Annotated in this window: 19 protein-coding genes and 1 tRNA gene; 10 read left to right on the top strand and 10 right to left on the bottom strand. The window is 69.6% G+C overall.

Features of this window, described 5'->3' with window-relative positions; all coding sequences use genetic code 11:
* Positions 1-37: 37 nt before the first annotated feature.
* Both serS and ACTH43_RS05490 read left to right on the top strand, forming a co-directional pair.
* Positions 38-1,309, top strand: a complete 1,272-nt coding sequence (gene serS, locus ACTH43_RS05495) for a serine--tRNA ligase (RefSeq protein WP_441443914.1) — start codon at positions 38-40, stop codon at positions 1,307-1,309.
* 103 nt (positions 1,310-1,412) lie between these two features.
* Positions 1,413-2,291, top strand: a complete 879-nt coding sequence (locus ACTH43_RS05490; protein ID WP_441443913.1) for an HAD family hydrolase — start codon at positions 1,413-1,415, stop codon at positions 2,289-2,291.
* 10 nt (positions 2,292-2,301) lie between these two features.
* Here the strand turns inward: ACTH43_RS05490 and ACTH43_RS05485 are convergent, their stop codons facing one another.
* The 4 genes from ACTH43_RS05485 to ACTH43_RS05470 form a co-directional block, all read right to left on the bottom strand.
* Positions 2,302-3,327 (bottom strand): Fic family protein, encoded by a 1,026-nt coding sequence (locus ACTH43_RS05485; protein WP_441443912.1) that lies wholly within the window; start codon positions 3,325-3,327, stop codon positions 2,302-2,304.
* 245 nt (positions 3,328-3,572) lie between these two features.
* Positions 3,573-6,173, bottom strand: coding sequence for a hypothetical protein (locus tag ACTH43_RS05480; protein ID WP_441443911.1), 2,601 nt, complete (start codon positions 6,171-6,173; stop codon positions 3,573-3,575).
* Between the two features lie 144 nt (positions 6,174-6,317).
* Positions 6,318-7,295: an NAD(P)H-quinone oxidoreductase gene (locus tag ACTH43_RS05475; RefSeq protein WP_441443923.1), complete on the bottom strand. Its 978-nt coding sequence runs from the start codon at positions 7,293-7,295 to the stop codon at positions 6,318-6,320.
* A 2-nt stretch (positions 7,296-7,297) separates the two neighbouring features.
* Positions 7,298-8,284 (bottom strand): MDR family oxidoreductase, encoded by a 987-nt coding sequence (locus ACTH43_RS05470; RefSeq protein ID WP_441443910.1) that lies wholly within the window; start codon positions 8,282-8,284, stop codon positions 7,298-7,300.
* A 151-nt stretch (positions 8,285-8,435) separates the two neighbouring features.
* Between ACTH43_RS05470 and ACTH43_RS05465 the strand changes: the two genes are divergently transcribed.
* The 6 genes from ACTH43_RS05465 to ACTH43_RS05440 all read left to right on the top strand — a co-directional run bounded on the left by ACTH43_RS05465 (position 8,436) and on the right by ACTH43_RS05440 (position 13,886).
* Positions 8,436-8,840 carry a GntR family transcriptional regulator gene (locus ACTH43_RS05465; RefSeq protein WP_441443909.1) on the top strand — a complete coding sequence of 135 codons (405 nt, stop codon included), beginning with the start codon at positions 8,436-8,438 and terminating at the stop codon, positions 8,838-8,840.
* Complete coding sequence (locus tag ACTH43_RS05460) at positions 8,837-9,709, top strand: ABC transporter ATP-binding protein (RefSeq protein ID WP_441443908.1); 873 nt, start codon at positions 8,837-8,839, stop codon at positions 9,707-9,709. Before ACTH43_RS05465 ends, ACTH43_RS05460 begins: the two co-directional genes overlap by 4 nt.
* A gap of 18 nt (positions 9,710-9,727) precedes the next feature.
* Entirely contained in the window at positions 9,728-10,444 is a 717-nt protein-coding gene (locus tag ACTH43_RS05455) for a hypothetical protein (RefSeq protein WP_441443907.1), read from the top strand.
* An 86-nt stretch (positions 10,445-10,530) separates the two neighbouring features.
* Positions 10,531-10,956, top strand: a complete 426-nt coding sequence (locus tag ACTH43_RS05450) for a PH domain-containing protein (RefSeq protein WP_441443906.1) — start codon at positions 10,531-10,533, stop codon at positions 10,954-10,956.
* Positions 10,957-11,051: 95 nt separating this feature from the next.
* Positions 11,052-13,772 (top strand): HAD-IC family P-type ATPase, encoded by a 2,721-nt coding sequence (locus ACTH43_RS05445; protein ID WP_441443905.1) that lies wholly within the window; start codon positions 11,052-11,054, stop codon positions 13,770-13,772.
* A 26-nt stretch (positions 13,773-13,798) separates the two neighbouring features.
* Positions 13,799-13,886 (top strand) — tRNA-Ser (locus ACTH43_RS05440).
* Positions 13,887-13,888: 2 nt separating this feature from the next.
* Here the strand turns inward: ACTH43_RS05440 and ACTH43_RS05435 are convergent.
* On the bottom strand, positions 13,889-14,707 hold the full coding sequence (locus tag ACTH43_RS05435) for a DUF1684 domain-containing protein (protein WP_441443904.1): 819 nt from the start codon (positions 14,705-14,707) through the stop codon (positions 13,889-13,891).
* A gap of 194 nt (positions 14,708-14,901) precedes the next feature.
* Here ACTH43_RS05435 and ACTH43_RS05430 point away from each other — a divergent pair, with 194 nt between their 5' ends.
* Positions 14,902-15,474, top strand: coding sequence for a hypothetical protein (locus ACTH43_RS05430; RefSeq protein WP_441443903.1), 573 nt, complete (start codon positions 14,902-14,904; stop codon positions 15,472-15,474).
* Between the two features lie 5 nt (positions 15,475-15,479).
* Here ACTH43_RS05430 and ACTH43_RS05425 read toward each other — a convergent pair whose 3' ends face one another.
* Positions 15,480-16,388 (bottom strand): SDR family NAD(P)-dependent oxidoreductase, encoded by a 909-nt coding sequence (locus tag ACTH43_RS05425; RefSeq protein ID WP_345078648.1) that lies wholly within the window; start codon positions 16,386-16,388, stop codon positions 15,480-15,482.
* Positions 16,389-16,478: 90 nt separating this feature from the next.
* Here ACTH43_RS05425 and ptsP point away from each other — a divergent pair, with 90 nt between their 5' ends.
* On the top strand, positions 16,479-18,197 hold the full coding sequence (ptsP, locus tag ACTH43_RS05420) for a phosphoenolpyruvate--protein phosphotransferase (RefSeq protein WP_441443922.1): 1,719 nt from the start codon (positions 16,479-16,481) through the stop codon (positions 18,195-18,197).
* An 80-nt stretch (positions 18,198-18,277) separates the two neighbouring features.
* Here ptsP and ACTH43_RS05415 read toward each other — a convergent pair whose 3' ends face one another.
* The 4 genes from ACTH43_RS05415 to ACTH43_RS05400 form a co-directional block, all read right to left on the bottom strand.
* On the bottom strand, positions 18,278-18,550 hold the full coding sequence (locus tag ACTH43_RS05415) for an HPr family phosphocarrier protein (RefSeq protein ID WP_441443902.1): 273 nt from the start codon (positions 18,548-18,550) through the stop codon (positions 18,278-18,280).
* 83 nt (positions 18,551-18,633) lie between these two features.
* Positions 18,634-19,701 (bottom strand): mannitol-1-phosphate 5-dehydrogenase, encoded by a 1,068-nt coding sequence (locus ACTH43_RS05410; protein WP_441443901.1) that lies wholly within the window; start codon positions 19,699-19,701, stop codon positions 18,634-18,636.
* 46 nt (positions 19,702-19,747) lie between these two features.
* On the bottom strand, positions 19,748-20,512 hold the full coding sequence (locus tag ACTH43_RS05405) for a TVP38/TMEM64 family protein (RefSeq protein ID WP_441443900.1): 765 nt from the start codon (positions 20,510-20,512) through the stop codon (positions 19,748-19,750).
* A gap of 28 nt (positions 20,513-20,540) precedes the next feature.
* Positions 20,541-21,380: a DUF1684 domain-containing protein gene (locus ACTH43_RS05400; protein ID WP_441443899.1), complete on the bottom strand. Its 840-nt coding sequence runs from the start codon at positions 21,378-21,380 to the stop codon at positions 20,541-20,543.
* Between the last annotated feature and the right edge of the window lie 203 nt (positions 21,381-21,583).

The raw sequence follows: 21,583 nt of genomic DNA, 5'->3' as shown, positions 1-21,583 counted from the left end.
GCGTACTGGCAGGCGTGCGCGCGGGTACCCTGGTGCAATGATCGATCTGCGGCAAATGCGCGAGAACCCTGAAGCCGTCCGAGACGCCCAGCGGGCGCGTCGGCGAGACCCTGCCATCGTGGATGCCGTGCTCGAGGCCGATTCCCGCTGGCGCGAGACCACCGCCGCCTTCGAATCTGCGCGCGCCGAGCAGAAGGCCTTCGGCAAGCAGGTCGCCCAGGCCAAGGGCGATCAGAAGCAGGCGCTGCTGGCCGAGGTCAAGCAGCTCGCGGCCGACGTCAAGCGGCTCGAGGGCGAGGCGAACGAGGCCCTGAGCACCCGCGACGCCGCGCTGCGCGAGATCCCGAACCTGGCCGAGGGCGCCCCCGAGGGGCTCGAGGCCGACTTCGTGGTGCGTGAGCACGTCGGTGAGGTTCCGAGCTTCGACCACCCGGTCAAAGACCATCTGGAGATCGCTGAGGGGCTCAAGGCGATCGATATGGCGCGCGGGGCGAAGGTCTCCGGCGCACGCTTCTACTTCCTGCGCGGCGTCGGCGCCCAGCTCGAGCTCGCGATCCTGAACTCCGCGATCTCCCTGGCGACCGATGCGGGCTTCACTCCGATGATCACGCCCACCCTGGTGCTGCCCGAGTCGATGGAGGGCACCGGCTTCCTCGGCGAGCACGCCGATGAGGTCTACCACCTCGACAAGGGTGATGATCTCTATCTCGTGGGCACCAGCGAGGTCGCGCTCGCCGGCTATCACAAGGACGAGGTCATCGACCTCTCCGACGGCCCGCTGCGCTACGCGGGCTGGAGCGCCTGCTACCGCCGCGAGGCCGGCAGCTACGGCAAGGACACCCGCGGCATCATCCGCGTGCATCAGTTCCACAAGGTCGAGATGTTCTCCTACTGCCGCATCGAGGACTCCTACGAGGAGCACGAGCGGCTGCTCGGCTGGGAGCGGGACATGATGGCGCGCATCGACGTGCCCTACCGGATCATCGACACCGCCGCCGGCGACCTCGGCACCTCCGCCGCCCGCAAGTACGACTGCGAGGCGTGGATGCCGAGCCAGAACACCTACCGCGAGCTCACCTCCACCTCGAACACCACCCAGTTCCAGGCACGGCGGCTGAACATCCGAGAGCGCACCGAGAACGGGCTGCGGCCGGTCGCGACCCTGAACGGCACCCTGGGCACCACCCGATTCATCGCCGCGATCCTCGAGAACCACCAGCAGGCCGACGGATCGGTGGTCGTCCCGGAGGGGCTGCGGCCCTTCCTCGGCGGGCGCGAGATCTTCGAGGTCGTGGGGGGCGCTGCCTGAGATGCCGGCCCCCCGACCCCTGCGCCGCCTGCGCAGCATGCTCAGTGCTCGTCGTCACCGTGGGTTCACCCGCTCGTCGGATGCCGGTGCCACACTGCCGGACATGACGACTCAGACCTCGACCCAGGCCTCGACCACCGACCGTGACGCGACTCGTGCGCGCCTCCAGGAGCTCCTCACCGGGCTCTCCGCGCAGAAGCTGCTGATCGGCCTGGATGTGGACGGCACCCTGGTCGACCACGACGGCGTGATGAGTGCGGAGATGCATGAGGTGCTGCAGCAGACGGCGGAGGCGCACACCGTCGTCATCGCCACCGGCCGCTCCCTCGGGGCCACCCTCCCGATCGTCGAGGCCGCGGGGGTTACCCACGGCTTCGCCGTCTGCTCCAACGGGGCGGTCACCGTTCAGATGGACCCGGAGCTCGAGGGCGGGCACCGCATCATCGACACCCGGTCCTTCCAGCCCGGGCACGCCCTGCGCACCCTGCGCGAGGTCGCACCCGATGCCCACTACGCGGTGGAGATGGTCGACGGCAGCTTCCGCTCCACGGCCGGCTTCCAGGACGCGAGCTTCGGCGTCCAGGCGATCGAGAGCCAGCTCGACGAGCTGATGGAGCTCGAGGCCGTGCGCGTGGTCGTCCACGTCCCGGACCTGTCTCCGCAGGAGTTCAGCAAGGTCATCGCCGAGTCCGGGGTGCACGGCGTGGAGTACTCGATCGGCTGGACCGCCTGGCTCGACATGGCCGCTCCCGGCATCTCCAAGGCGAGCGCCCTCGAAGTGCTCCGCAGCCGGCTCGAGATCGACAGCGCCCACACGGTCGCAGTCGGAGACGGGTTCAACGACACCGAGATGCTCACCTGGGCCGCGGTGGGCGTGGCCATGGGTCAGGCCCCGCAGGGCGTGAAGGACGTGGCGGACATCGTCACCGACTCGATCTACGAGGACGGCACCGTGCTGGTGCTCGAGCAGCTGCTGGGCTGACGGGCGGGTGCTAGGTCAGGCTTCGCCGACCAGCACGCTCGGCGAACCGGTCGATGGCCGCGAGGATCTCGTCGGAGCGCCAGAACGGGCCCAGTTGATACTCGTTTTTCGAGGCGAGGATCCCGGCATCCTCGAGGGCCTTCAGCGGGGGATAGACGTTGGGCTGCTTCACGCCGAGCTCTGCGGCCGCGGCCGCGGAGGTGAGCACAGGGCGCCGCATGAGCACATCGAGCAACCTCCACGCGTTGCTCGAGCGCCTGGCCGTGAGCCGCTCCGTCCAACCCGCCCGGATCTCCTCGATCTCATCGACCAGCTCACGTGTGTTGCGCACGGCGCGGAGCGACGCGTCGGAGAACGCCGCGATGATCGGGGTGATGTCTCCGTTCCGGTAGGCGCCGAGCGCGGAGTGGTAGCCGGGGACGTCGGCGAGCAGACCGGCTGAGACCGGGATCGCGACGTTCCGAGTCACTCCCAGGCGCCTCAGCTGGGACTGGGCCAGGGCGCGTCCGGTGCGGCCATTGCCGTCGGAGAAAGGGTGGATGGTCTCGAACTGCGCATGGCTCACCGCCACCGCGATCAGCGACGGCATATCGGATCGGTGCAGGAACGACACAAGATCATCGATCAGGTGTGGGATCCGGGAATGGTGCGGCGCGACGAACTCGGCACCGACAGGAGTGTCCGAGCGGGTCCCGATCCACACAGCCTCGTCGCGCCAACGTCCCGGTGTGTGCCGGGGCTGGGAACTCAGCAGCACCTCGTGCATCCGCAGGATCGATGATTCGGAGAGTTCGTCGGCCAGCTCGATGGCTGCCGTCATCGCTCGGGTGTTCGCGGCGATCTGGACGGCGTTCTGTCCGGTCCTGGCCCCGAGCTCGGCGCTCATGATCGAGCGGGCAGAAGCGGTGAGGTTCTCGATCTGTGAGGATGAGGCGGCTTCGGAGCGCAGCAGCACCGGGGCGAAGGAGGCCACCCGTTCTCCGAGCTCCGCATCGAGTCTGCTCAAGGAGAGCGCCGCGTCCTCTGCTGCGGTCATCACTTCGGAGGAGACACGCGGAGTCACGCCGGCGATCTCGGGGACGATGGCCGACTCGTAGCGTTGTTCACCCGGGTATCGGTCTGCACGGATTCCGAATCCCGCAGTGGGAGTCCAGGACTGTACCTCCGTCGCGAGTGCAGGCCACGTCTGGTCGTCGTTGCTCATAAGACTGCCTCCCTGGTTTATGAGTAACGAGTTTACTCATAAACCAGGGAGGCAGTCTTCTGTGCGTCAGCGCTCGCTCACATCCCGGCGCAGTCCCCGGTGGCCGGACCGCGGACCGTGTTCGGTGCGCCGTCATCGTCGAGGGCGACCGCATTGCCGGTGCACGAGAGCGGACCCTCGACCCGCGAATCGGTGAGGATCGGGGTGACGCCCTCCGTCGTGCCGTCGATCGTCAGCGGACCGCTGATGGTGGATCCGCGGATCTCGAGCAACCCCGTGGTGCCGGAGATGCTCACCGGGCCGCGGATCTCGCTGGCCTGGATGGAGATGACCTCGGCGCCGGTCGAGGTGATCGGGCCGCGCACGGCGGCGTCGGTCAGCTGCAGCCCGGCTCCCTCGGCGACGCTCACCGCGCCGCGCACGGTGGCACCCTCGATGCAGGTCGTCCCCTCGGTCACAGTGAGGGAGCCGCTGTGGTCTTCGGTGAGGGTCTCATCGCAGGTGACCGCCGCCTCCACGTTGTAGCGGAAGAGGTGCGCCCCGGCGCTCAGGTACACATCACCTGCACCGTCGACGACGCTCCAGCCGACGCCCGAGGCGATGCGAGTGGTCTCGCCGGTGGCGGGGTCGTGGACCGAGAAGCGCGAGCCAGCGGTGACGTAAATCCGCCCGTCCGCGGAGGACTGGTGGACGTAGCCGTAGGCCCAGTAGGTCGTGCCCTCGGAATATGCCCCGCCGACGTTGCCCTTCACGGTGGAGGTGCCGGTGGCCGGGTCGTAGCGGAACAGCGACTGCTCCGCGACGCCCCATACCGCGCCCTCGTCATCGACCATCAGGCCGGTGACGCCCTCACGTTCCTCACCTGCAGGGTCGATCCGGTCCACGACGGTGCGGGTCTCCGGGTCCAGGACGATCAGCTTCCCGGAGGTGTTCCCGCTCGGGGTCGAGCCGAGGCCGCCGTCGACGGTGGTGCCGATGTAGACCATGCCGTCGGACTCGTTGTAGACGACGGAGACCACGTTCTCATCGGCTCCGATCTTCTCGGTGAGCCAGACATGCTCGCCCGTGCCGCCCTCCCAGATCGCGAGGCCGCCCTGAGTCTGTCCGTAGATCGCCACGGATCCCATGTAGATCTCGTCACGCTCGGGGTTGTACGCCATCCCGAACGGACGGTCCTGACCCTGGGCCTCACTGGTGAACAGCTGCGAGACTGTGGCGGCATCAGTCGGGTCGTAGGTGGCGGGATCCAGCATCTTCAGCTTTGAGTGCCCGTACGCGCCGAGGTACAGCTTCCCGTCACGCACTGCGGAGGACTCGAACTGGCCCTGCTGCAGGGTCGTGCCGTGATCGGCGCCGGTCTTGTCGATGTCGTTCAGGCCCACCATGTAGCCCGAGGCCCAGACGGAGTCCTCAGGGCCCACGAACAGCTTCTGGATCAGCGTGGGCTGCGCGAACTCGACCGGTGCTTCGCTCACAAGGGTCTCGGAGTCGAGATTGGCGACGAACACGCCGTCCTGCGAGGTGCCGTAGAGCAGTGGGACGCCGCTCGAGTCGTCGACGACGCCATTGGACAGGTACCCACCGATGGTGATCTCTGTGGTGCGGAAGGTGTTCTCCACGGTGTTGTAGACCATCAGGACGCCGCCTCCGGTGGAGAAGACCGCCTCGGTCGGATCGGTGCCGGGAATGGTGTGGTAGCCGAAGAAGAATCGGGTCTGGTCCACATCCCAGTGGACGATACCGCCGTCGAGATCGAGCACTAGCATGCGCAGGCCGATCTGGGCGATGACCTTGTCGCCCACGATGTCCATGCGACCCACGAACTGGCCCGCGCTGTTGATACCCGGGGCAGTGGACTCATCCACCAGCAGCGTCTTCTCCCCGTGTCCTCCCTCGGTGATCTTCCAGATCCGCGGGGAGATGCCGCCGGAGCCGACATAGACGGTGTCGGTCGCCTCGTGGTACGCGATCGAGTGGATGTATTCGCCGTCGGGATCGACGGTTCCCAGGTGCTCGATCTGCTCGGTGGCGGGGTCGTACTTCAGCAGCCGCGAATCGGGGTAGGCACCGATGAACACTGAGCCGTCCGGCCCGGGGGAGAGGCCGAAGGCGTGGGCATTGGACTGGGCAGGGTCGGTCAGGCCCAGATCCAGGCAATCGCCAGTGGCCGGGTCGTACTGCCAGAGGTGGTAGTCGTGGTAGGTGCCCCAGTAGACCTTGCCATCGGTCGCGACGTTCAGGTTCCGGGCGGCTTCGGCTCCGGTGACGACGCAGGTGTCCAGCTGCTCGCCAGTCTCAATGTCGGTGACGGCGAAGGTGGCGGGGTAATCGGTCGACGGGGCGCCTTTGAACAGCTGGTATGAAACGTGGCGACCATCGATGATGCCCTGGCCGGCCTGGCTGGCGATCTTCGAGGTCACCGGAGTGCCGAGGTATTCGAGGTTCTCGTCCTGGGCGAGGAGGTCGAGGACCCGCGGGTCGTCGCTCGGAACCCCTGCAGGGGCGGGCTCGGTCGGTGGTGGATCGTCGGCGATGGCGGGGGAGGAGCCTCCGACGAGCAGTGCTCCGGTCAGGGCGGCGGTCGCGAGCAGGCCTCCGAAGCGGCGCAGCCGGTGGGCGGGGGCTGGCTCGTCGAGGGCTGGGTCATCGGCGAGCGGGGTGGGGGACTGCGCGTGCATGGTGAACCCTCCATTGGGTCAGTGATGCGGCGAGTGAGAAATGCTCTTCTACCCTAAGGTCGCCCTCTCGCTGAAGGCAACCGGTTGCAGATGTTCGACCGAAATGACCGAGATGGGGGCAGGGCTCCACGAGCCCCGTGCCAGCTACTCCCGCCGGCGCCGGCCACCGCCGGAGTTGCTCGCCGGGGCTGCGACCTCGAGGATCACCTTGCCCAGATGGCCGCCTTCGCGCAGGATCGCGTGGGCATCCTCGGCACGCTCCAGCGGCAGGCGCGCGTGGATCGGGACCCGCAGCTCACCGGACTCCAGCAACGGCCACGCCAGGTACCGGACGGCCTCGAGGATTCCGTGCTTGGCCTCCAGCGGGCGTGAACGCAGAGTGGTGCCGATGACCCGGCCGCGCTTGCCCATCAGCTTCCCGATCGGCAGGTCTCCGCTCGCCCCGCCGAGGGTTCCGATGATGACCACTCTGCCGCTCTCGCGCAGCATCCCCACGTGATCGGCCAGCGCCGACCCTCCCACCACGTCGAGGACGACATCGACCCCGCCGGTCTCCCGGACTGCCTCGAGCAGATCGGTGGTGTGGCGGTTCCAGGCCATGTCGGCACCGAGCTCGCGCACCGTCGCGATCGCGGCATCGGAGCCGACGGTGGTGAGCACCCGTGCTCCCAGATGCCGGGCGAGCTGGATGGCGACGCTGCCGATGCCGCCGGTGCCGCCCTGGATCAGGATCGTCTCGCCCTCGTGCAGGCCGGCTTCGAGCACGAGGTTGGAGACCACGGTCGCGGCCGCCTCGATCACGCCGGCCGCATCGACCAGGGTGAACCCGGCGGGGATCGGCAGCAGCAGCTCCTTCGGCACCGCGACGACCTCCGCGTAGCCGCCGCCCGCGAGCAGTGCCACGACCTTCTCGCCGGTGTCTCGTCGGTACCCGGAGACCTCCAGACCCGGCAGCTCCGAGGCGCCGGGCGGCGGCGGGTACTTCCCGGCGGTCTGGGCGAGATCGGCGCGGTTGACCCCCGCAGCGACGACATCGACCAGCACCTCGCCAGGTGCGGGGACGGGCTCGGGAAGCTCGGCGAGCTCGAGGCGATGGTCTTCGGTGATGGTCATTGCACGCATGGTCACTGGGTCACTTCCACGATCGTGCGGCCGCGGACCTGCCCGGCCAGGATCTTGTCGGCATAGGGGATGGTCTCGGACAGGCCGATGCTGGTGGTCATCCCGTCCAGGAGATCGAGATCGAGTTCGTCGGCCAGGGCGTCCCATGCGCGCTGCCGCAGCGGGAGCGGGCACTCCACGGAGTTGACCCCTGCGAGGGCCACCCCACGCAGGATGAACGGCAGCACCGTCGTCGGCAGATCCGGACCCTGGGCGAGGCCGTAGGCGGCGACTGTGCCGCCCCAGGCGGTCTGGGCGAGGATGTTGGCGAGCGTGGTGCTGCCCACCCCGTCGATCGCCCCCGCGAAGCGCTGGGACTGCAGCGGCCGGCCCGGCTCCTCGGAGAGCTCCCGACGGTCCAGCACATCGGCCGCGCCGAGATCCCGCAGGTACTCGCCGTTCTCCTCGACCCGGCCGGTCGAGGCGAGCACCCGGAAGCCGCGGCCTGCCAGCAGCGCGACCGCGATCGAGCCCGCGCCGCCGGAGGCCCCGGTGACCAGGATGTACCCGGCGTCCGGGGTCAGGCCGGAATCCTCCAGTCGCAGCACTGCGAGCATCGCGGTGAACCCCGCGGTGCCGATCGCGGCGGCCCGCTCGGGGGAGAGGCTGGCGGGAAGGCGAACGAGCGCGTCGGGGCGCACCCGGGCTCGGGTGGCGAAGCCGCCATGGAGGGATTCGCCGATGCCGTCCCCGTTGAGGATCACCAGGTCTCCGGCGGAGAAGCGTTCGTCGGCCGAGCCAGCCGAGCCAGTCACCCGTCCCACCAGGTCGATGCCCGGGATCAGGGGATGGGCACGGGCGATGCCCTTACCGGCCAGGGCCATGCCGTCCTTGAAGTTGACGCTGGAGGCCAGCACGTCCAGCTCGACGTCCCCGCTGAGCAGGGACTCGTCGGCGTGCTCCAGCAGGCGCGGGGCTGCGCCCTCGGATTCGATCACTATGGCGCGCATGGGGCGCTCCTCTCGCTCGGGGGCGGATGGCTCCAGCCTATGCGCGCTTCCCTGACCGGTGCCCCCATGGGCCGGTATCGGGAAAGCTGCCCGGCGGGGAGCCTGTCGACCTCTTGACGGCTCTTCGGTTCTGTGGTTCATTAGTGGAGTAATGAACCAACGGGCCGAGATGGCTGGCGGTCCTCACGACTGGGAGGCTTCTGTGCTGGATGAGACGAAGCCGCTCTACATCGCGGTGGCGGAGCAGATCGAGGACGGGATCCTCAACGGGACCCATCCGGAGGACGGCCCGGTGCCCTCCACCAATGAGCTGGCCGCGTTCCTCCGCATCAACCCCGCCACCGCCGGCAAGGGGCTGAACCTCCTGGCCGACGCCGGCGTCCTGGTCAAACGCCGAGGAGTGGGAATGTTCGTCGCCGTCGGCGCGACCGCGCTGCTGAGACAGCGCAGGCGCGACGACTTCGCCCGCGACTACCTCGCCCCACTGCTGCGCGAAGCCGCGCACCTGGGCATCGACCACCGAGAGATCACCGAGATGATGGAGGCACTGCAATGAGTGCTATCGAGACCCGCAACCTCACCAAGCACTTCCGTGACGTCGCCGCGATCGACGACGTCTCCCTCGACTTCGCCGCAGGCCGGGTGCACGGACTGCTGGGCCGCAACGGCGCCGGCAAGACCACGCTCATGAAGCTGCTGACCGGACAGATCTTCGCCACCTCCGGTGAGATGCGGATGCTGGGCCAGAGCCCGGTCGAGAACGCCGAGGTGCTCTCTAAGACCTGCTTCATCCAGGAGAGCCAGAAGTACCCCGACGGATTCCGGCCATCGGACATCCTGCGCATCGCCGAAGGGCTCTATCCCGCGTGGGACCAGGGGCTCGCCCGGGAGCTGGTCGCCGACTTCCGGCTGCCGGAGAAGCGGGCCATCAAGAAGCTCTCGCGCGGGCAGCTCTCGGCCGTCGGCATCATCATCGGCCTGGCCTCCCGAGCCCCGCTGACCTTCTTCGACGAGCCCTACCTGGGCCTCGATGCGGTGGCCCGCCGCCTGTTCTTCGACCGGCTGCTGGCCGACTTCTCCGAACACCCCCGCACCGTGATCCTCTCCACCCACCACATCGACGAGGTCTCCAACCTGCTCGAGCACGTGGTGCTGCTGGACGAGGGGCGGGTCGCGATCTCCGCCGAGGCCGAAGAGCTGCAGAGCGCGGCGATCGAGTTCTCCGGCCGGCTGGACGAGGTCACGGCCTTCATCGCCGGGGCCGATGTGCTCCGCGTCCAGGAGATCGGTGCGCTCGCGACCGCCACCGTGCATGCCGAGCCGGGCAGTGCGGACCGCGCCCGGGCAGCCGGACTCCAGGTCGCCCCCGTCTCGCTGCAGAACTACATCGTCCACCGCACCACCGCCGCGGCTGCTGCCCGGTGACCTGAGAGGAGAACCCTGATGCGCTCGCGCAACGTCATCGACATGCACCTGGTCAATCGGATGCAGGCCTTCGGATGGCCCCTGGTCGCCGTCACCTTCGCCTTCGTGGTCATCCTGGCGGTGGGCCTGATCGTCGGGTCGCAGGGGCCTGAGGCCCAGGCTGGGATGTACTACGGCATGCAATGGAACGGGGCGATCTTCGCCCTGCTGGGGCCGCTGATCGGCTACGGCTTCACCTCCATGGGTCAGTACTTCCCCCTCGCGCTCGGCCTCGGACTGACCCGCCGGGAGTTCGCCACCGGTCTGAGCGCGGTGTTCCTGGGAAACGCCGTGGTCTACTCCGTCCTGGTCACCATCGGGAAGACCATCGAACAGGCCACCGACGGCTTCGGCCTGAGCATCCGCTTCTTCGACGTCTTCTACACCGGCACCGGCGCACCGTGGCAGACCCTGATGCAGACCTTCCTGCTGATCCTGGGCACGCTGTTCCTCGGTGCCGCCATCACCGCCGCCTTCCTGCGGTTCGGTCAGGCCTTCCTCTGGGTGGCCGGAGCGATCCTTGCGCTGATCGGCGTGGGGATCCTCGCGGGTGTGCTTCTGCTGGATGGCTTCGGGCAGAACCTGCTGGAGGTCATGACCATGGGCTGGGGCCCATGGATGGTGGTGATCGCCCTGATCGGGGCGGCCTCGGCGGGAGTGTGGCTGCTGCTGGTGCGTCGCACCCAGGTGGCGTGACGGCAGTGGTGGCGGAGATCAGGTATCGGGCGCTGAAGACTGGTTGGGTCCGCGGGGCTCTGGGCTGTGTCGCGGGATTCGCCGGCTTGGTCCTGCTCGGAATGGGTGCGATGCTGCTCACCCTGGACTCCGTCATCGGTGTGCTCGGTGCGGTGATGTGTGTGGTGGTCCTGCTCCTCGTCATCGCGATAGTGGTGATCGGCACCCGGCTCCAGTTCATCGTCGACGACGACGGACTCACCCTGGTCCACTACCTACGCACCCACCGGATCCCGTGGGAGCAGGTTGCCGTGATCGAGCAGAGCAGAACGTACTGGACCACAGGAGCCGTCGTCGTGGTGCTCAGGCATCCAGCGGGCCGCCGGATCACGGCGCTCGCGACCACGGATCGGATGGCTCTGTACCGCGGGGAGAACCCCTTCCGCTTCATCGACTCCTTGGCCCAGCTGCGCTGTCCCGCCCAGGCCGCCATCTCAGCGCATCGGCGCTGGCTCGCGAGCTCGACGCGGTAGGCCGCCGCTTCTCGGGCGTCGCCCGGTCGGCACCCAGGCTCCGGTGACGGAAGTCCTCGTGATCCCTCAGCTCACGGGGTGATGATGGAGGGACGATGAGCACCGTGACCACGTCCCCCCAGCCACCCACCTCCTCGTCGGCCGGCGAGCAGCCCCTGATTCCCACGCCGCACGCGGTTCCGGTCGATCAGGTCCTCGAGCAGCTCGGGACCGCGGCCGACGGGCTCCCGGCGGACGTGGCCTCCCGGCGTCTCGAGCACCACGGCCCCAACGCCCTGCCGAGCGGTCAGCAGGAATCGGCTCTGCGACGGTTCCTGCGCCAGTTCAAGGACCCGATGATCTACGTCCTGCTCGGCGCCGGCGTGCTGACCACGCTCATGGGGCATGTCGTCGACACCGTCGTGATCCTCGCGGTCGTGCTGATCAACGCCGTGATCGGGTACGTCCAGGAGGGCAAGGCCGCCGACGCCCTCGAGGGCATCCGCTCCATGCTCTCCCTGGACGCGCAGGTGCGGCGCGACGGCTCCTGGTCGACGATCCCGGCGGAGAACCTGGTCCCTGGGGATGTGGTGCGGCTCGGCGGCGGGGACAAGGTCCCGGCCGACGTCCGCATCCTCGAGGCCACCAACCTCACCGCCGAGGAGTCCGCCCTGACCGGCGAGTCCCTCGCAGTGGAGAAGTCGCCGCGCTCTGTCGAGGTCGACGCCGCGCTCGGCGATCGTAGCGCGATCGCCTTCTCCGGCACCACCATCGCCTCCGGCTCGGGCCGCGGCGTGGTGGTCGGCACCGGACGCCATACCGAGATCGGGCACATCACCTCAATGCTCGACGAGGTGGAATCGATGGAAACCCCGCTGACGCGGCAGATGTCCTCCTTCTCCACCAAGCTCTCGATCGTCGTGGTCATCGCCGCCGCGTTGATGTTCGTGGCCGGCTGGGCGCTGTACGAGTACGGGCTCGGCGAACTCGTGATGGCGGCCATCGGCTTCGCGGTTGCCGCGATCCCTGAGGGGCTGCCTGCGGTCCTCACCATCACCCTCGCGCTCGGCGTGCAGAAGATGGCCGGCCGCAACTCCATCACCCGGCGTATGAACTCGGTGGAGACCCTGGGCTCCGTCACCGTCATCGCCTCGGACAAGACCGGCACGCTCACCAGGAACGAGATGACGGTGCGCACCGTGGTCACCCCCGCCGGCACCTATGACGTGCGCGGCACCGGGTATGCGCCCGAGGGGGACATCGAGCTGGACGGGCAGGTCATCGACGCCGAGGACCGCGGGGACCTGCGGATGCTCGCCGAGGTCGCCGCACGCACCAACGACTCCACCGTCTCGCGGAAGGACGACCGGTGGGTGCTCTCCGGCGAGCCGACGGATGGCGGACTGAGGACTTTCGCGATGAAGGCCGGCATTGAGGGCGACGACGAGCACCGCCTGGCCGTGGTGCCCTTCGACTCCGCATACAAGTACATGGCGACCCTCGACGAGATCGAGGGCGTCGGCCGGGTGGTGAACCTCAAGGGAGCCCCCGACCGGCTGCTGGACCGCTCCGAGTTCCAGGGGATGGGCCTGGACGAGCGCGAAGCGCTGGATCGCGAGCACTGGGACCGGGTGATCGACGAGCTGAGCGGCCAGGGCCTGCGGGTGCTCGCCGCGGCGGTGCGCCGGGCCGGAGACGCCACCGACTCGCTCGCCCCGTCGGACGTCGATTCCGGCGGCTTCACGTTCCTGGGTCTGTACGGGATCATCGACCCACCCCGCCAGGAGGCCATCGAGGCCATCCGGCTCGTCCAGGGTGCCGGCATCCGGGTCATGATGATCACCGGTGACCACGCCGGCACCGCCACCGCGATCGGTCGCGAGATGGGCATCGAGGACGAGCACGGCGCCGTCACCGGCGCGGAGCTGGACGCCGCGGACGACGAGGAGTTCGCCGAGCTCGCACACACCCGCTTGATCTTCGCCCGCACCAGTCCTGAGCACAAGCTGCGGCTGGTCACGGCGCTGCAGGACGGCGGTGACGTGGTCGCGATGACCGGAGACGGCGTCAACGATGCCCCCTCGCTGAAGAAGGCCGACGTGGGGGTGGCCATGGGTATCAAGGGCACTGAGGCCACCAAGGAGGCGGCCGATGTGGTGCTCGCGGACGACAACTTCGCGACCATCGCGGACTCCGTCGAGATGGGCCGCACCATCTACGACAACCTCCGCAAGGCGATCGCGTTCATCCTGCCCACCAATGGCGCGCAGGGCTTGGTCATCCTGGTCGCCGTGCTGATGGGGATGACGCTCCCGCTGACCCCGGTGCAGGTGCTGTGGGTGAACACCATCACCGCCGTCACCCTCGCGCTCGCGCTCGCCTTCGAGCCGGGGGAGCCCGACATCATGCGCCGCCCGCCCCGCAAGCCCGGCGGGTCGATCATCCCGCTCGCTGGCATGATCCGGATCGTCTACGTCTCGCTGCTGCTGGGCGGGATCACCATCGGGGTGTTCCTGCTGGGCCAGGCCCAGGGCGTTCCGCTCGAGGTCTCCCGCACGATCGCGGTCAACACCCTGGTGGTGGGCCAGATCTTCTATCTGCTGGCCTCGCGCTTCACTCGCACCACGAGCCTGCGCAAAGAGCTGCTCACGACGAACCCGATCTCCTGGGCCTGCATCGCGATCATGCTTCTGCTGCAGCTGGCCTTCGTCTATGTCCCGTTCATGCAGACCGCCTTCGCCTCCGGTGCGGTGGGCTGGACGGGCTGGCTGGTCCCGATCGCCGCCGGAGTGGTGGTGTTCGCGGTGGTGGAGGTGGACAAGGCGCTGCGGCGGTAGACTCTCGCGGGTGCCTCCGGGCATGAGGAGGGTTGTCAGAGCGGCCGAATGAGTTGGTCTTGAAAACCAATGTGCAGTGACCCTGTACCGCGGGTTCGAATCCCGCACCCTCCGCGTCACCGCTCCGTGCGCGTCACCCGCTTCTCCCCGGCCCGGATCGCGGCCGCGAGGTGGTTCGCGGCGGGCGGGCGCGGGCAGGTGGCCCAGGCGCTGAAGGCCGCCGGGAAGTTCACGGCCCGGTTGAAGTCCACCGTGATCGTGTCCCCGTCGAGCTCCGCGGTCACCACCCGCCAGTCGGCGCTGGTGGTTCCCGAGGTCTCGTCGGTGAACAGGACGTTCGCGTCGCCGGTGAGCACCAGCTGCACGCGCTTGCCCCCGATCTCGAGCGAGGCGACGCCAGGGGAGGGGAGACGCTGCTCGAGCCAGGGCAGCGCGGAACCGACGGTCACCTCGGTGGGCCGAGCGGTCCAGGTGCCGGTGAGCACGAGCCCCGGGTCGTAGGGATAGGTGGGGACCTCGGAGAACGTGGTGCGTCGGGGCGCAGCCGGGTCCAGGAGGCGCAGCCCCGTGCGGCCGCCGCGACGGATCACGTCGATCTGCACGTCCGCGCCGTACCGCGCCACGCGCACATCTCCGGGAGTCGTGATCGTCGCGCGGTGCAGCTCGCCCTCGCGGGTCTCCTCCACCTCCGGTGACGACGCGAGGAGCTCGAGCTCCTCGCCCTGCCAGGTCACCGTGAGCTGATTGCCCGCGATCTCCCAGCTGCCGGGCACGTCGTCGAAGGACCGGGCCGCCTGCTCGGGATCCACCCAGTGCAGACCCACCTGGGCGAGGATCCCGTGAGGGTCGGCGAGGGAGCGGTGGCGCCGGCTTCGGAAGTCCGACCAGGAGGAGGGCGCGGTGCCGTGGTCGGTGATCTGGTCGGTGGTGCTCATGGCGTGCTCCTCGATCGTCGTGGTCTGCGAGGAGTCTTGCGCGGGGCGGGCACCGGCGTCGACCCCTGCGTCACAGGCGGTCACATCGATGAGAACGGCCTCATCCGGATCTTGGGCTGGTCTCATCCGGGCGGTGTTTCCTGAGGGCATCACAGAAACGGAAGCAGCCCGGAGCACGGGCCGACGGAGGAGAGATGACGATGCGGGCGAAGACGATCTGGACAGTGGCGGCCGGGACCACGGCAGCAGTGCTCATCCCGGGAGTGGCCTACGCGATGACCGCGGGCGGGCCCGTCGAGGGTGTGGACGACACCACCGTCGAGCAGAGCACCGTGCAGGCTGCCGAGCGTCCTGCCGAGGACGCCTCCACCCTCTCGGTGCCGAGTCCGGCGAGTGAGGACCTGGTGAGCGAGGGCGCAGTGAGCGAGGACCTGGCGAGCGCGGTGCCGCCCGTCGAGCTGATGCTGACGGCCAACAGCCCCGTCTCCGCGCAGACTGCGGTCTCGGCGCTCTCGGCGCAGTCAGCCCCGACGGCGGTGTCGGCGGTGTCGGCGCAGTCTGCGGTGTCCGCGCAGTCCGCGCAGTCCGCTCGGTCGCCGGTGTCGGCGGTGTCAGCGCAGTCAGCTGTGTCCGCCCAGTCCGCCCCGTCGGCCCCGTCGGCCCCGTCGGCACAGTCTCCTGTGTCCGCTCAGTCGCCGGTCTCGGCGCAGTCGGCCCCGAGCCCGGTCTCGGCGGATTCGCCGCAGTCCCCGGACTCCGCGAACTGATGTCCTCAGACCGCCGCCACCTCTGACCGTGCCCAGGCCGTGACCTCACGCGCCAGGTCGCGGTCCAGCGCCGGGCCGGAGCGGCGCAGGAGCGTCGGCCGCCCCCGCAGCGCCCTGGGTCCGTCGGGACCGAGGTAGGAGCCGGGCGGGAGCGGCTGGGTCGCGGCGAACAGCACCGCGGCGGCGCCTCCCGTCGGCGGCATGGCGAATGGCCTGGTCACCTCGGTGACCAGCCGATCCAGACGGGCGGAGCCGGTCGCGTTCTGCAGGTTCGTGAGCACCCAGCCAGGGTGCACGAGCTGCAGGTCCACCGGCCCGCCCCGTTCCTGCAGCCGCTCGGAGAGCTCGCGCCCCCACAGCATCGTCACGAGCTTCGAGCGTCCATAGGCGGCGCGCAGGGACCAGCCGCTGCGGGAGAAGTAGGGATCGGACAGGTCGATCTCACCGAAGGCGTGCGCCTGCGAGGCCGTCACCACGACCCGCCCCCGCACCAGCGGCAGCAGCAGATCCGTCAGCAGCAGCGGCGCCAGGGCGTTCACTCCGGTCATCAGCTCGAAGCCGTCCGCGGTGAGCCCCCGGCGGCGGGTCACCAGTCCCGCGACATGGATCAGCAGATCGATCCCGCGGGCGTCCGTGAGCTCCGCGATCTGAGCGGCCGCGGAGCGGACAGAGGAGAGCTCCGCCAGGTCGAGCTGGACCAGGCGGACTGCCTCCTCCCGGCCGGTCTCGCGCACGATCCGGGACTGGACCACCTCACCTTTGGACCGGCTGCGCACCGCGAGGACCAGGTCCGCGCCCCAGCGGGCGAGCTGGAGCGCCGCCTCCCGCCCCAGGCCGTCGCTCGCTCCCGTCATCACGACGGTGCGCCCGCGCAGATCGGGTTCGTGCAGATGCTCCCAGGCCATGGCGTTCATCGCGCCATCGTAGGGGCGCGGACGACGTCGTGCTCCGCGTACGATGACGGCCAAGAACCCCTTCCGACCTCCTCAGAGGAGATGGCAATGATGGCTCAGTACACCGGTGTCGCAGTCAGCCCTGGCCGGGTGATCGGCACCATCCGCGCGATGGCGCCGCCGGTCGCCGAGCCTTCGTCCGGCGACACCCTTGCCGAAGGTGCGGACCGCGCTGCCGAAGCCGAGCGGATCCCGGCCGCAGCCGCCGCCGTGCAGGCCACCCTGATCCGGCTCGCCGAGCGCGCGGCGGGGGACGGGAAGAAGATCCTCGAGGCCACGGCGCAGATGGCCGCGGATCCCTCACTCACCCAGACCGCCCAGGGCTTCGTCCTCACCGGCGGAAAGACCCCGGAGCGGGCCGTGTGGGAAGCCGGTGACCAGGTCGCCAGCATGCTCGAGGGGCTCGGCGGGTACATGGCCGAGCGCGCCACCGACGTGCGCGACGTGCGCGCCCGCATCGTCGCCGAACTGCGCGGCGAGCAGGCCCCCGGCATCCCCGAGGTCGACGAGCCCTTCGTGCTCACCGCCATCGACCTCGCCCCCGCGGACACCGCCACGCTCGATCCCGCACGCGTGATCGCGCTGGTCACCTCCGACGGCGGCCCCCAGTCGCACACCGCGATCCTCGCCCGTCAGCTGGGCCTGCCCGCGATCGTCGCGGCCAAGAGCATCCACGAGTTCGCCGACGGCACCGAGGTGTTCGTCGATGCCGGGCTCGGCACCATCACCGATGAGGTCACCGAGGAGCATCATCGGTTCGCCGCGGCCTGGACCGAGCTGCAGAAGAATCCGCTGAGCTACGAGGGCGGCGGCGGAGTGCTCTCCGACGGGACCCGGGTGCAGCTGCTGGCCAACATCGGCGGCGCCAAGGACGCAGAGAAGGCCGCCGCCGCGAACGCCGACGGGGTGGGCCTGTTCCGCACCGAGTTCCTGTTCCTGGACCGTGAGGACGAGCCGTCCGTCGAGGAGCAGACGAAGGCGTATGTCGAGACCTTCGCGCACCTTGCCGGCAAGAAGGTCGTGGTGCGCACCATCGACGCCGGCGCGGACAAGCCCCTGCCCTTCCTCACCGACGCCGACGAGCCGAATCCCGCTCTCGGGGTGCGCGCTTACCGCACCTCCTGGGAGAAGCGCTCGGTGCTCACCAACCAGCTCGACGCGATCGCGGCGGCCGCGGCGCAGTCCGAGGCCAAGCCCTGGGTGATGGCCCCGATGATCGCGACGGTCCCGGAGACCGAGGACTTCGTGGCGATGTGCCGGGAGCGCGGGCTCGAACCGGCCGGCATCATGGTCGAGACCCCGGCGGCCGCGATCACCGCGGATCGTCATCTCAGCGCCTGCGACTTCGCCTCGATCGGCACCAACGATCTCACGCAGTACACGATGGCCGCCGATCGTCAGCTGGGCTCTCTGGCGCATCTGAACAAGCCCTGGCAGCCGTCCGTGCTCTCGCTGGTCAAGGCGACCTGTGAGGGGGCGCGGAGCGCCGGAGGGGATCCGGAAGCCTTCGGTGAGAGCGCGAACAAGCCCGTCGGCGTGTGCGGCGAGGCGGCCGGTGACTCCGGCCTCGCGGTGGTGCTGGTGGGCCTCGGGGTGAACAGCCTGTCGATGACCCCGCGCTCGCTGCCGGCGGTCGCGAAGGTGCTCTCCACGGTGACGCTCGAGCAGGCGAAGGAGCTCGCAGCGAAGGCCGTCGCCGCACGCACCGCGGAGGACGCGATCAGCACCGTCCGCGCCGGCCTGCCGATCCTCGGCGAGCTCGGCCTGTGACGCGCTGATCTGCTCTCTGCAGGACGAAGGGCGCCCCACCAGGATCGGTGGGGCGCCCTTCGTCGCTGTGCGCGGCCTGCTCACGCCTCGGCGTCGAGGTCCTTCTCCAGGAGTGCGGCGAGTGCGTTCACGGACTCCTCGGCGCCGTCGCCCTCGGCCCGCAGGGTCACCTCGTCGCCGTTGCCGGCCCCGAGGGTCATAAGCATCAGCATGCTCGATGCCTGCACGGCGCTGCCGCCGGCCTTCTCGATGGTCACGCTTGCGGGCTGCTCCGCTGCGGCCTGGGCGAAGATGCCGGCCGGACGGGCGTGGAGCCCGGAGGAGCTGGCGATCTTGACGGTGCGCTCTGCCATGGTGTGTGCCTTTCGTGGGGTCACGTGTGTGTGGGGAATATACCGTGCCCAGATGGGCAGGGCGGGGTGGACCGGACGGGTGCTCAGCGCGTGGTGCGTGCAGCGATCAGTGCACGCACCTCGGGGAACAGCGGATGGGTGGGCTCGAGGCCGGTGATCTCCGCGGCGGCGGCGTCTGCATCGCCTCCTCGCAGGATCTCCTGCAGGCGGTCCACCTCCTCGTCCCCTTCCGGGGTGAAGGCGAGTGCCGCGCCGAAGGCGGCCAGCAGGCCGTCATGCTGCATCCCCCGCTCGGCGAGGGCGGCCGCCGGGCCGACGATCCGGTCCTCGCGGGAGAGCTTGCGCAGCGGCGCCCTGCCCACGCGCTCGACGGGGTCCGGCAGCGAGGTGTTCGCGAAACGGCCTAGCACCTTGTTCCGGTAGGAGGCCATCTCCTCCTCGGAGAAGCCGTGCACGGCCACCAGCAGCGAGGAGGTCTCGGCGAGCACCGATTCGACCTCGACCGCGACGGCAGGATCCGAGATCGCTTCCGCGATCGTCGCGTGCCCTGCCGCCCAGCCGTGCCAGGCGGTGGTGGCATGGCCGGTGTTGACCGTGAACAGCTTCCGTTCGATGTACGGCCCCAGGTCATCGACCCAGGTGATCCCCGGGACCTCGAGCTCGTGACCGTTGAAGGGGCCGCGCTCGACCGCCCACTCGTAGAAGTCCTCGACGGTGACGTCCAGACCTGCGCCTTCCGCCTGGACGGGCACGATCCTGTCCACTGCGGTGTTCGCGAACAGTGCCTTCTCCTCGAGATCGTCGCCCTGATAGGCGTTGCGGATCTCCTGCTCGAGCAGATCCGTGGCATTGATCGCGTTCTCGCAGGCCAGCACCGCCAGCGGCGGTGCCCCGGCGGGGCGGGCAGCGATCCCGGCGGCGATGTTCGGCGCCACGAACCGCAGGATATGGGCACCGACGGCGGTGGTCACCAGGTCCGCGGAGGCGATCTCCTCGGTCAGGGTGTCCGGGTCCTGTGCCGAGTTGATCGCACGGAATCCGTCGACCGTGGTGCTGGTGGGCTGCTGGCCCACGGTGCGCACCTGGTAGGAGTCCGCCTGCGACGCGCGCCGGCTGGCGCGCTGCGACCGATCGGGGCCTACCCCGGACATCGTGCTGAGGGGTGCTCCGGCGGCGTGGGAGCAGTCTAGACCGGAATCAGGCGTTGTCAGTGGTAGCAGAGGGGATGGCGTCCTCGGGATGCTCCGTGCTGCGGGTGGCCCTCCACCGGCGATAGGACAGCAGCGTCAGTGCGATCACGATGGTCCAGGAGATCGCCACCACCGCACCGGAGGCGATGCCCGGCTCGACCAGGAACACTCCGACGGCGATGAGGGAGATCTGACCCGGCAGCGCCGAGAGCGCAGTGGCGATGAGGAAGTCGCGGCTGCTGATGCCCAAAGCGCCGCTGCCGTAGTTCACCGGCCAGTAGGGGATGCCGGGCATCAGTCGCAGCGTGCACACCGCATAGAACCCGCCGTTCTCGAGGCGGTCCTCGACCAGCTCCGCGTGCGATCCGAGAGCGCGCATCACCGTGTCCCGGCCCAGGCCCCGCGCCACCCAGTAGCCGCCCCAGCAGCCGAGCGTCACCCCGATCATCGACAGCACGGTGCCACCGGGCACCCCGAAGAGCATCCCGCCGGCCACCGCCATGATCGTCACCGGGATCGGTGTCAGGGCCACCGCCGCGTAGAGCGCGATGAAGGCGAGCGGACCCCAGGCACCGAGCTCGGCGATGTCCGCGCGCAGCTCGTCCACGGACGGCAGGCGCACGTTCAGCGCGAGCCACACCATCACCAGCACGGCGAGCACGAGGGTGACGTTGCGCAGCACGGAGCCCCAGGGCACCCCGCCGCGCGTGCGGGCAGGGCCGTCGGAGACTTCGGGGGTCTCGCCGGTCTCGGGATCGGGACGGTCTGGCATCCCGCGATCCTAGAGGCTCGGCAGCCGCTCAGCGCTCCGTGGGCTCGACCCGGGCCTCCCCGGCGCGCACGGCCAGCGGCAGGTGGTTGCCCGCCGGCGGGCGCGGACAGGTGCCCCAGGCGCTGAAGGCGGACGGGAAGTTCAGGGAGAAGTTGAGATCCACGTGCACCCGGTCGCCGTCCAGCTGTGCGCTGACCTGACGCCAGTGGGCGCTCTCGGAGCCGGAGGTCTCGTCGGTGAACAGGATGCTGGATTCGCCGGTGAGCACGAGATCCACCTCGGTGCCGGCGATCTCGAGGGTCACGACCCCGGGGGAGGACAGCTCCTGCTCGAGCCACGGCAGCGCCGAGCCGACTCGCACCGTGGCGGGCTGGGGCCGGAAGGTCCCGGTATGCACAGAGGCGGGGTCGTAGGGAAAGGTCGGCACCCCGTCGAAGGCGGCCAGTCGTGGCGCCGCCGGGTCGAGCAGGCGCAGGCCGATCCGCCCGCCCCGACGGATCACATCGATCTGCACGTCCTCGCCGAAGCTCGCCAGGCGGACGTCACCCGCGGAGGTCACGGTCGTGACGACGACCCCGTCATCGGCGCGGACGCCGATCTCCGAGGAGTCGGCGAGCAGCGTGAGCTCCGTGCCTCCGAAGCGCACGACCGGTCGATCCTCGATGATCTCCCAGCTGCCGGGGACCTCGCCGAGATGCTGCGGCCCGGCCGACGGGTCGATCCAGTGCAGCGCGACCTGGGAGAGGATGCCGTGGCGTGCGGCCAGGGATTCGTCCCGGCGGCGCCGGAAGTTGGTCCAGGAGGCGGGGACGTCGGCCCGCTCGGCATCGGCCCGCTCGGCGGCGGCGGTCGGGGTGTGCTGCGTCATCGGGCTCTCCTCGGTCAGGGCGGTGGCGCGAGTCTCCTCCTCGTCGCGGGGTCCTGGCGAGCCTGCCGTGATCTGCGTTCACACGGCGGGGGACCCGCGCCGGGCCGGCCTCCGCCCAGGGCTGATCAACGCTGCCCTATCAACGCTGGGCCCCTCAACGCTGGGCCGATCAGCGCACAGCTAATGAGCGCACAGCTGATCAG

The organism is Brachybacterium sp. (assembly GCF_052095815.1).
Taxonomy (GTDB): domain Bacteria; phylum Actinomycetota; class Actinomycetes; order Actinomycetales; family Dermabacteraceae; genus Brachybacterium.
This window is presented reverse-complemented; position numbering and strand designations above follow the sequence as displayed.

Bases quoted from the DNA above. Each gene is read 5' to 3' on its own strand.
- serS (WP_441443914.1), top strand. From the start codon at position 38: ATGATCGATCTGCGGCAAATGCGCGAGAACCCTGAAGCCGTCCGAGAC.
- ACTH43_RS05490 (WP_441443913.1), top strand. From the start codon at position 1,413: ATGACGACTCAGACCTCGACCCAGGCCTCGACCACCGACCGTGACGCG.
- ACTH43_RS05485 (WP_441443912.1), bottom strand. From the start codon at position 3,327: ATGACCGCAGCAGAGGACGCGGCGCTCTCCTTGAGCAGACTCGATGCG.
- ACTH43_RS05480 (WP_441443911.1), bottom strand. From the start codon at position 6,173: ATGCACGCGCAGTCCCCCACCCCGCTCGCCGATGACCCAGCCCTCGAC.
- ACTH43_RS05475 (WP_441443923.1), bottom strand. From the start codon at position 7,295: ATGCGTGCAATGACCATCACCGAAGACCATCGCCTCGAGCTCGCCGAG.
- ACTH43_RS05470 (WP_441443910.1), bottom strand. From the start codon at position 8,284: ATGCGCGCCATAGTGATCGAATCCGAGGGCGCAGCCCCGCGCCTGCTG.
- ACTH43_RS05465 (WP_441443909.1), top strand. From the start codon at position 8,436: ATGAACCAACGGGCCGAGATGGCTGGCGGTCCTCACGACTGGGAGGCT.
- ACTH43_RS05460 (WP_441443908.1), top strand. From the start codon at position 8,837: ATGAGTGCTATCGAGACCCGCAACCTCACCAAGCACTTCCGTGACGTC.
- ACTH43_RS05455 (WP_441443907.1), top strand. From the start codon at position 9,728: ATGCGCTCGCGCAACGTCATCGACATGCACCTGGTCAATCGGATGCAG.
- ACTH43_RS05445 (WP_441443905.1), top strand. From the start codon at position 11,052: ATGAGCACCGTGACCACGTCCCCCCAGCCACCCACCTCCTCGTCGGCC.
- ACTH43_RS05435 (WP_441443904.1), bottom strand. From the start codon at position 14,707: ATGAGCACCACCGACCAGATCACCGACCACGGCACCGCGCCCTCCTCC.
- ACTH43_RS05430 (WP_441443903.1), top strand. From the start codon at position 14,902: ATGACGATGCGGGCGAAGACGATCTGGACAGTGGCGGCCGGGACCACG.
- ACTH43_RS05425 (WP_345078648.1), bottom strand. From the start codon at position 16,388: ATGAACGCCATGGCCTGGGAGCATCTGCACGAACCCGATCTGCGCGGG.
- ptsP (WP_441443922.1), top strand. From the start codon at position 16,479: ATGGCTCAGTACACCGGTGTCGCAGTCAGCCCTGGCCGGGTGATCGGC.
- ACTH43_RS05415 (WP_441443902.1), bottom strand. From the start codon at position 18,550: ATGGCAGAGCGCACCGTCAAGATCGCCAGCTCCTCCGGGCTCCACGCC.
- ACTH43_RS05410 (WP_441443901.1), bottom strand. From the start codon at position 19,701: ATGTCCGGGGTAGGCCCCGATCGGTCGCAGCGCGCCAGCCGGCGCGCG.
- ACTH43_RS05405 (WP_441443900.1), bottom strand. From the start codon at position 20,512: ATGCCAGACCGTCCCGATCCCGAGACCGGCGAGACCCCCGAAGTCTCC.
- ACTH43_RS05400 (WP_441443899.1), bottom strand. From the start codon at position 21,380: ATGACGCAGCACACCCCGACCGCCGCCGCCGAGCGGGCCGATGCCGAG.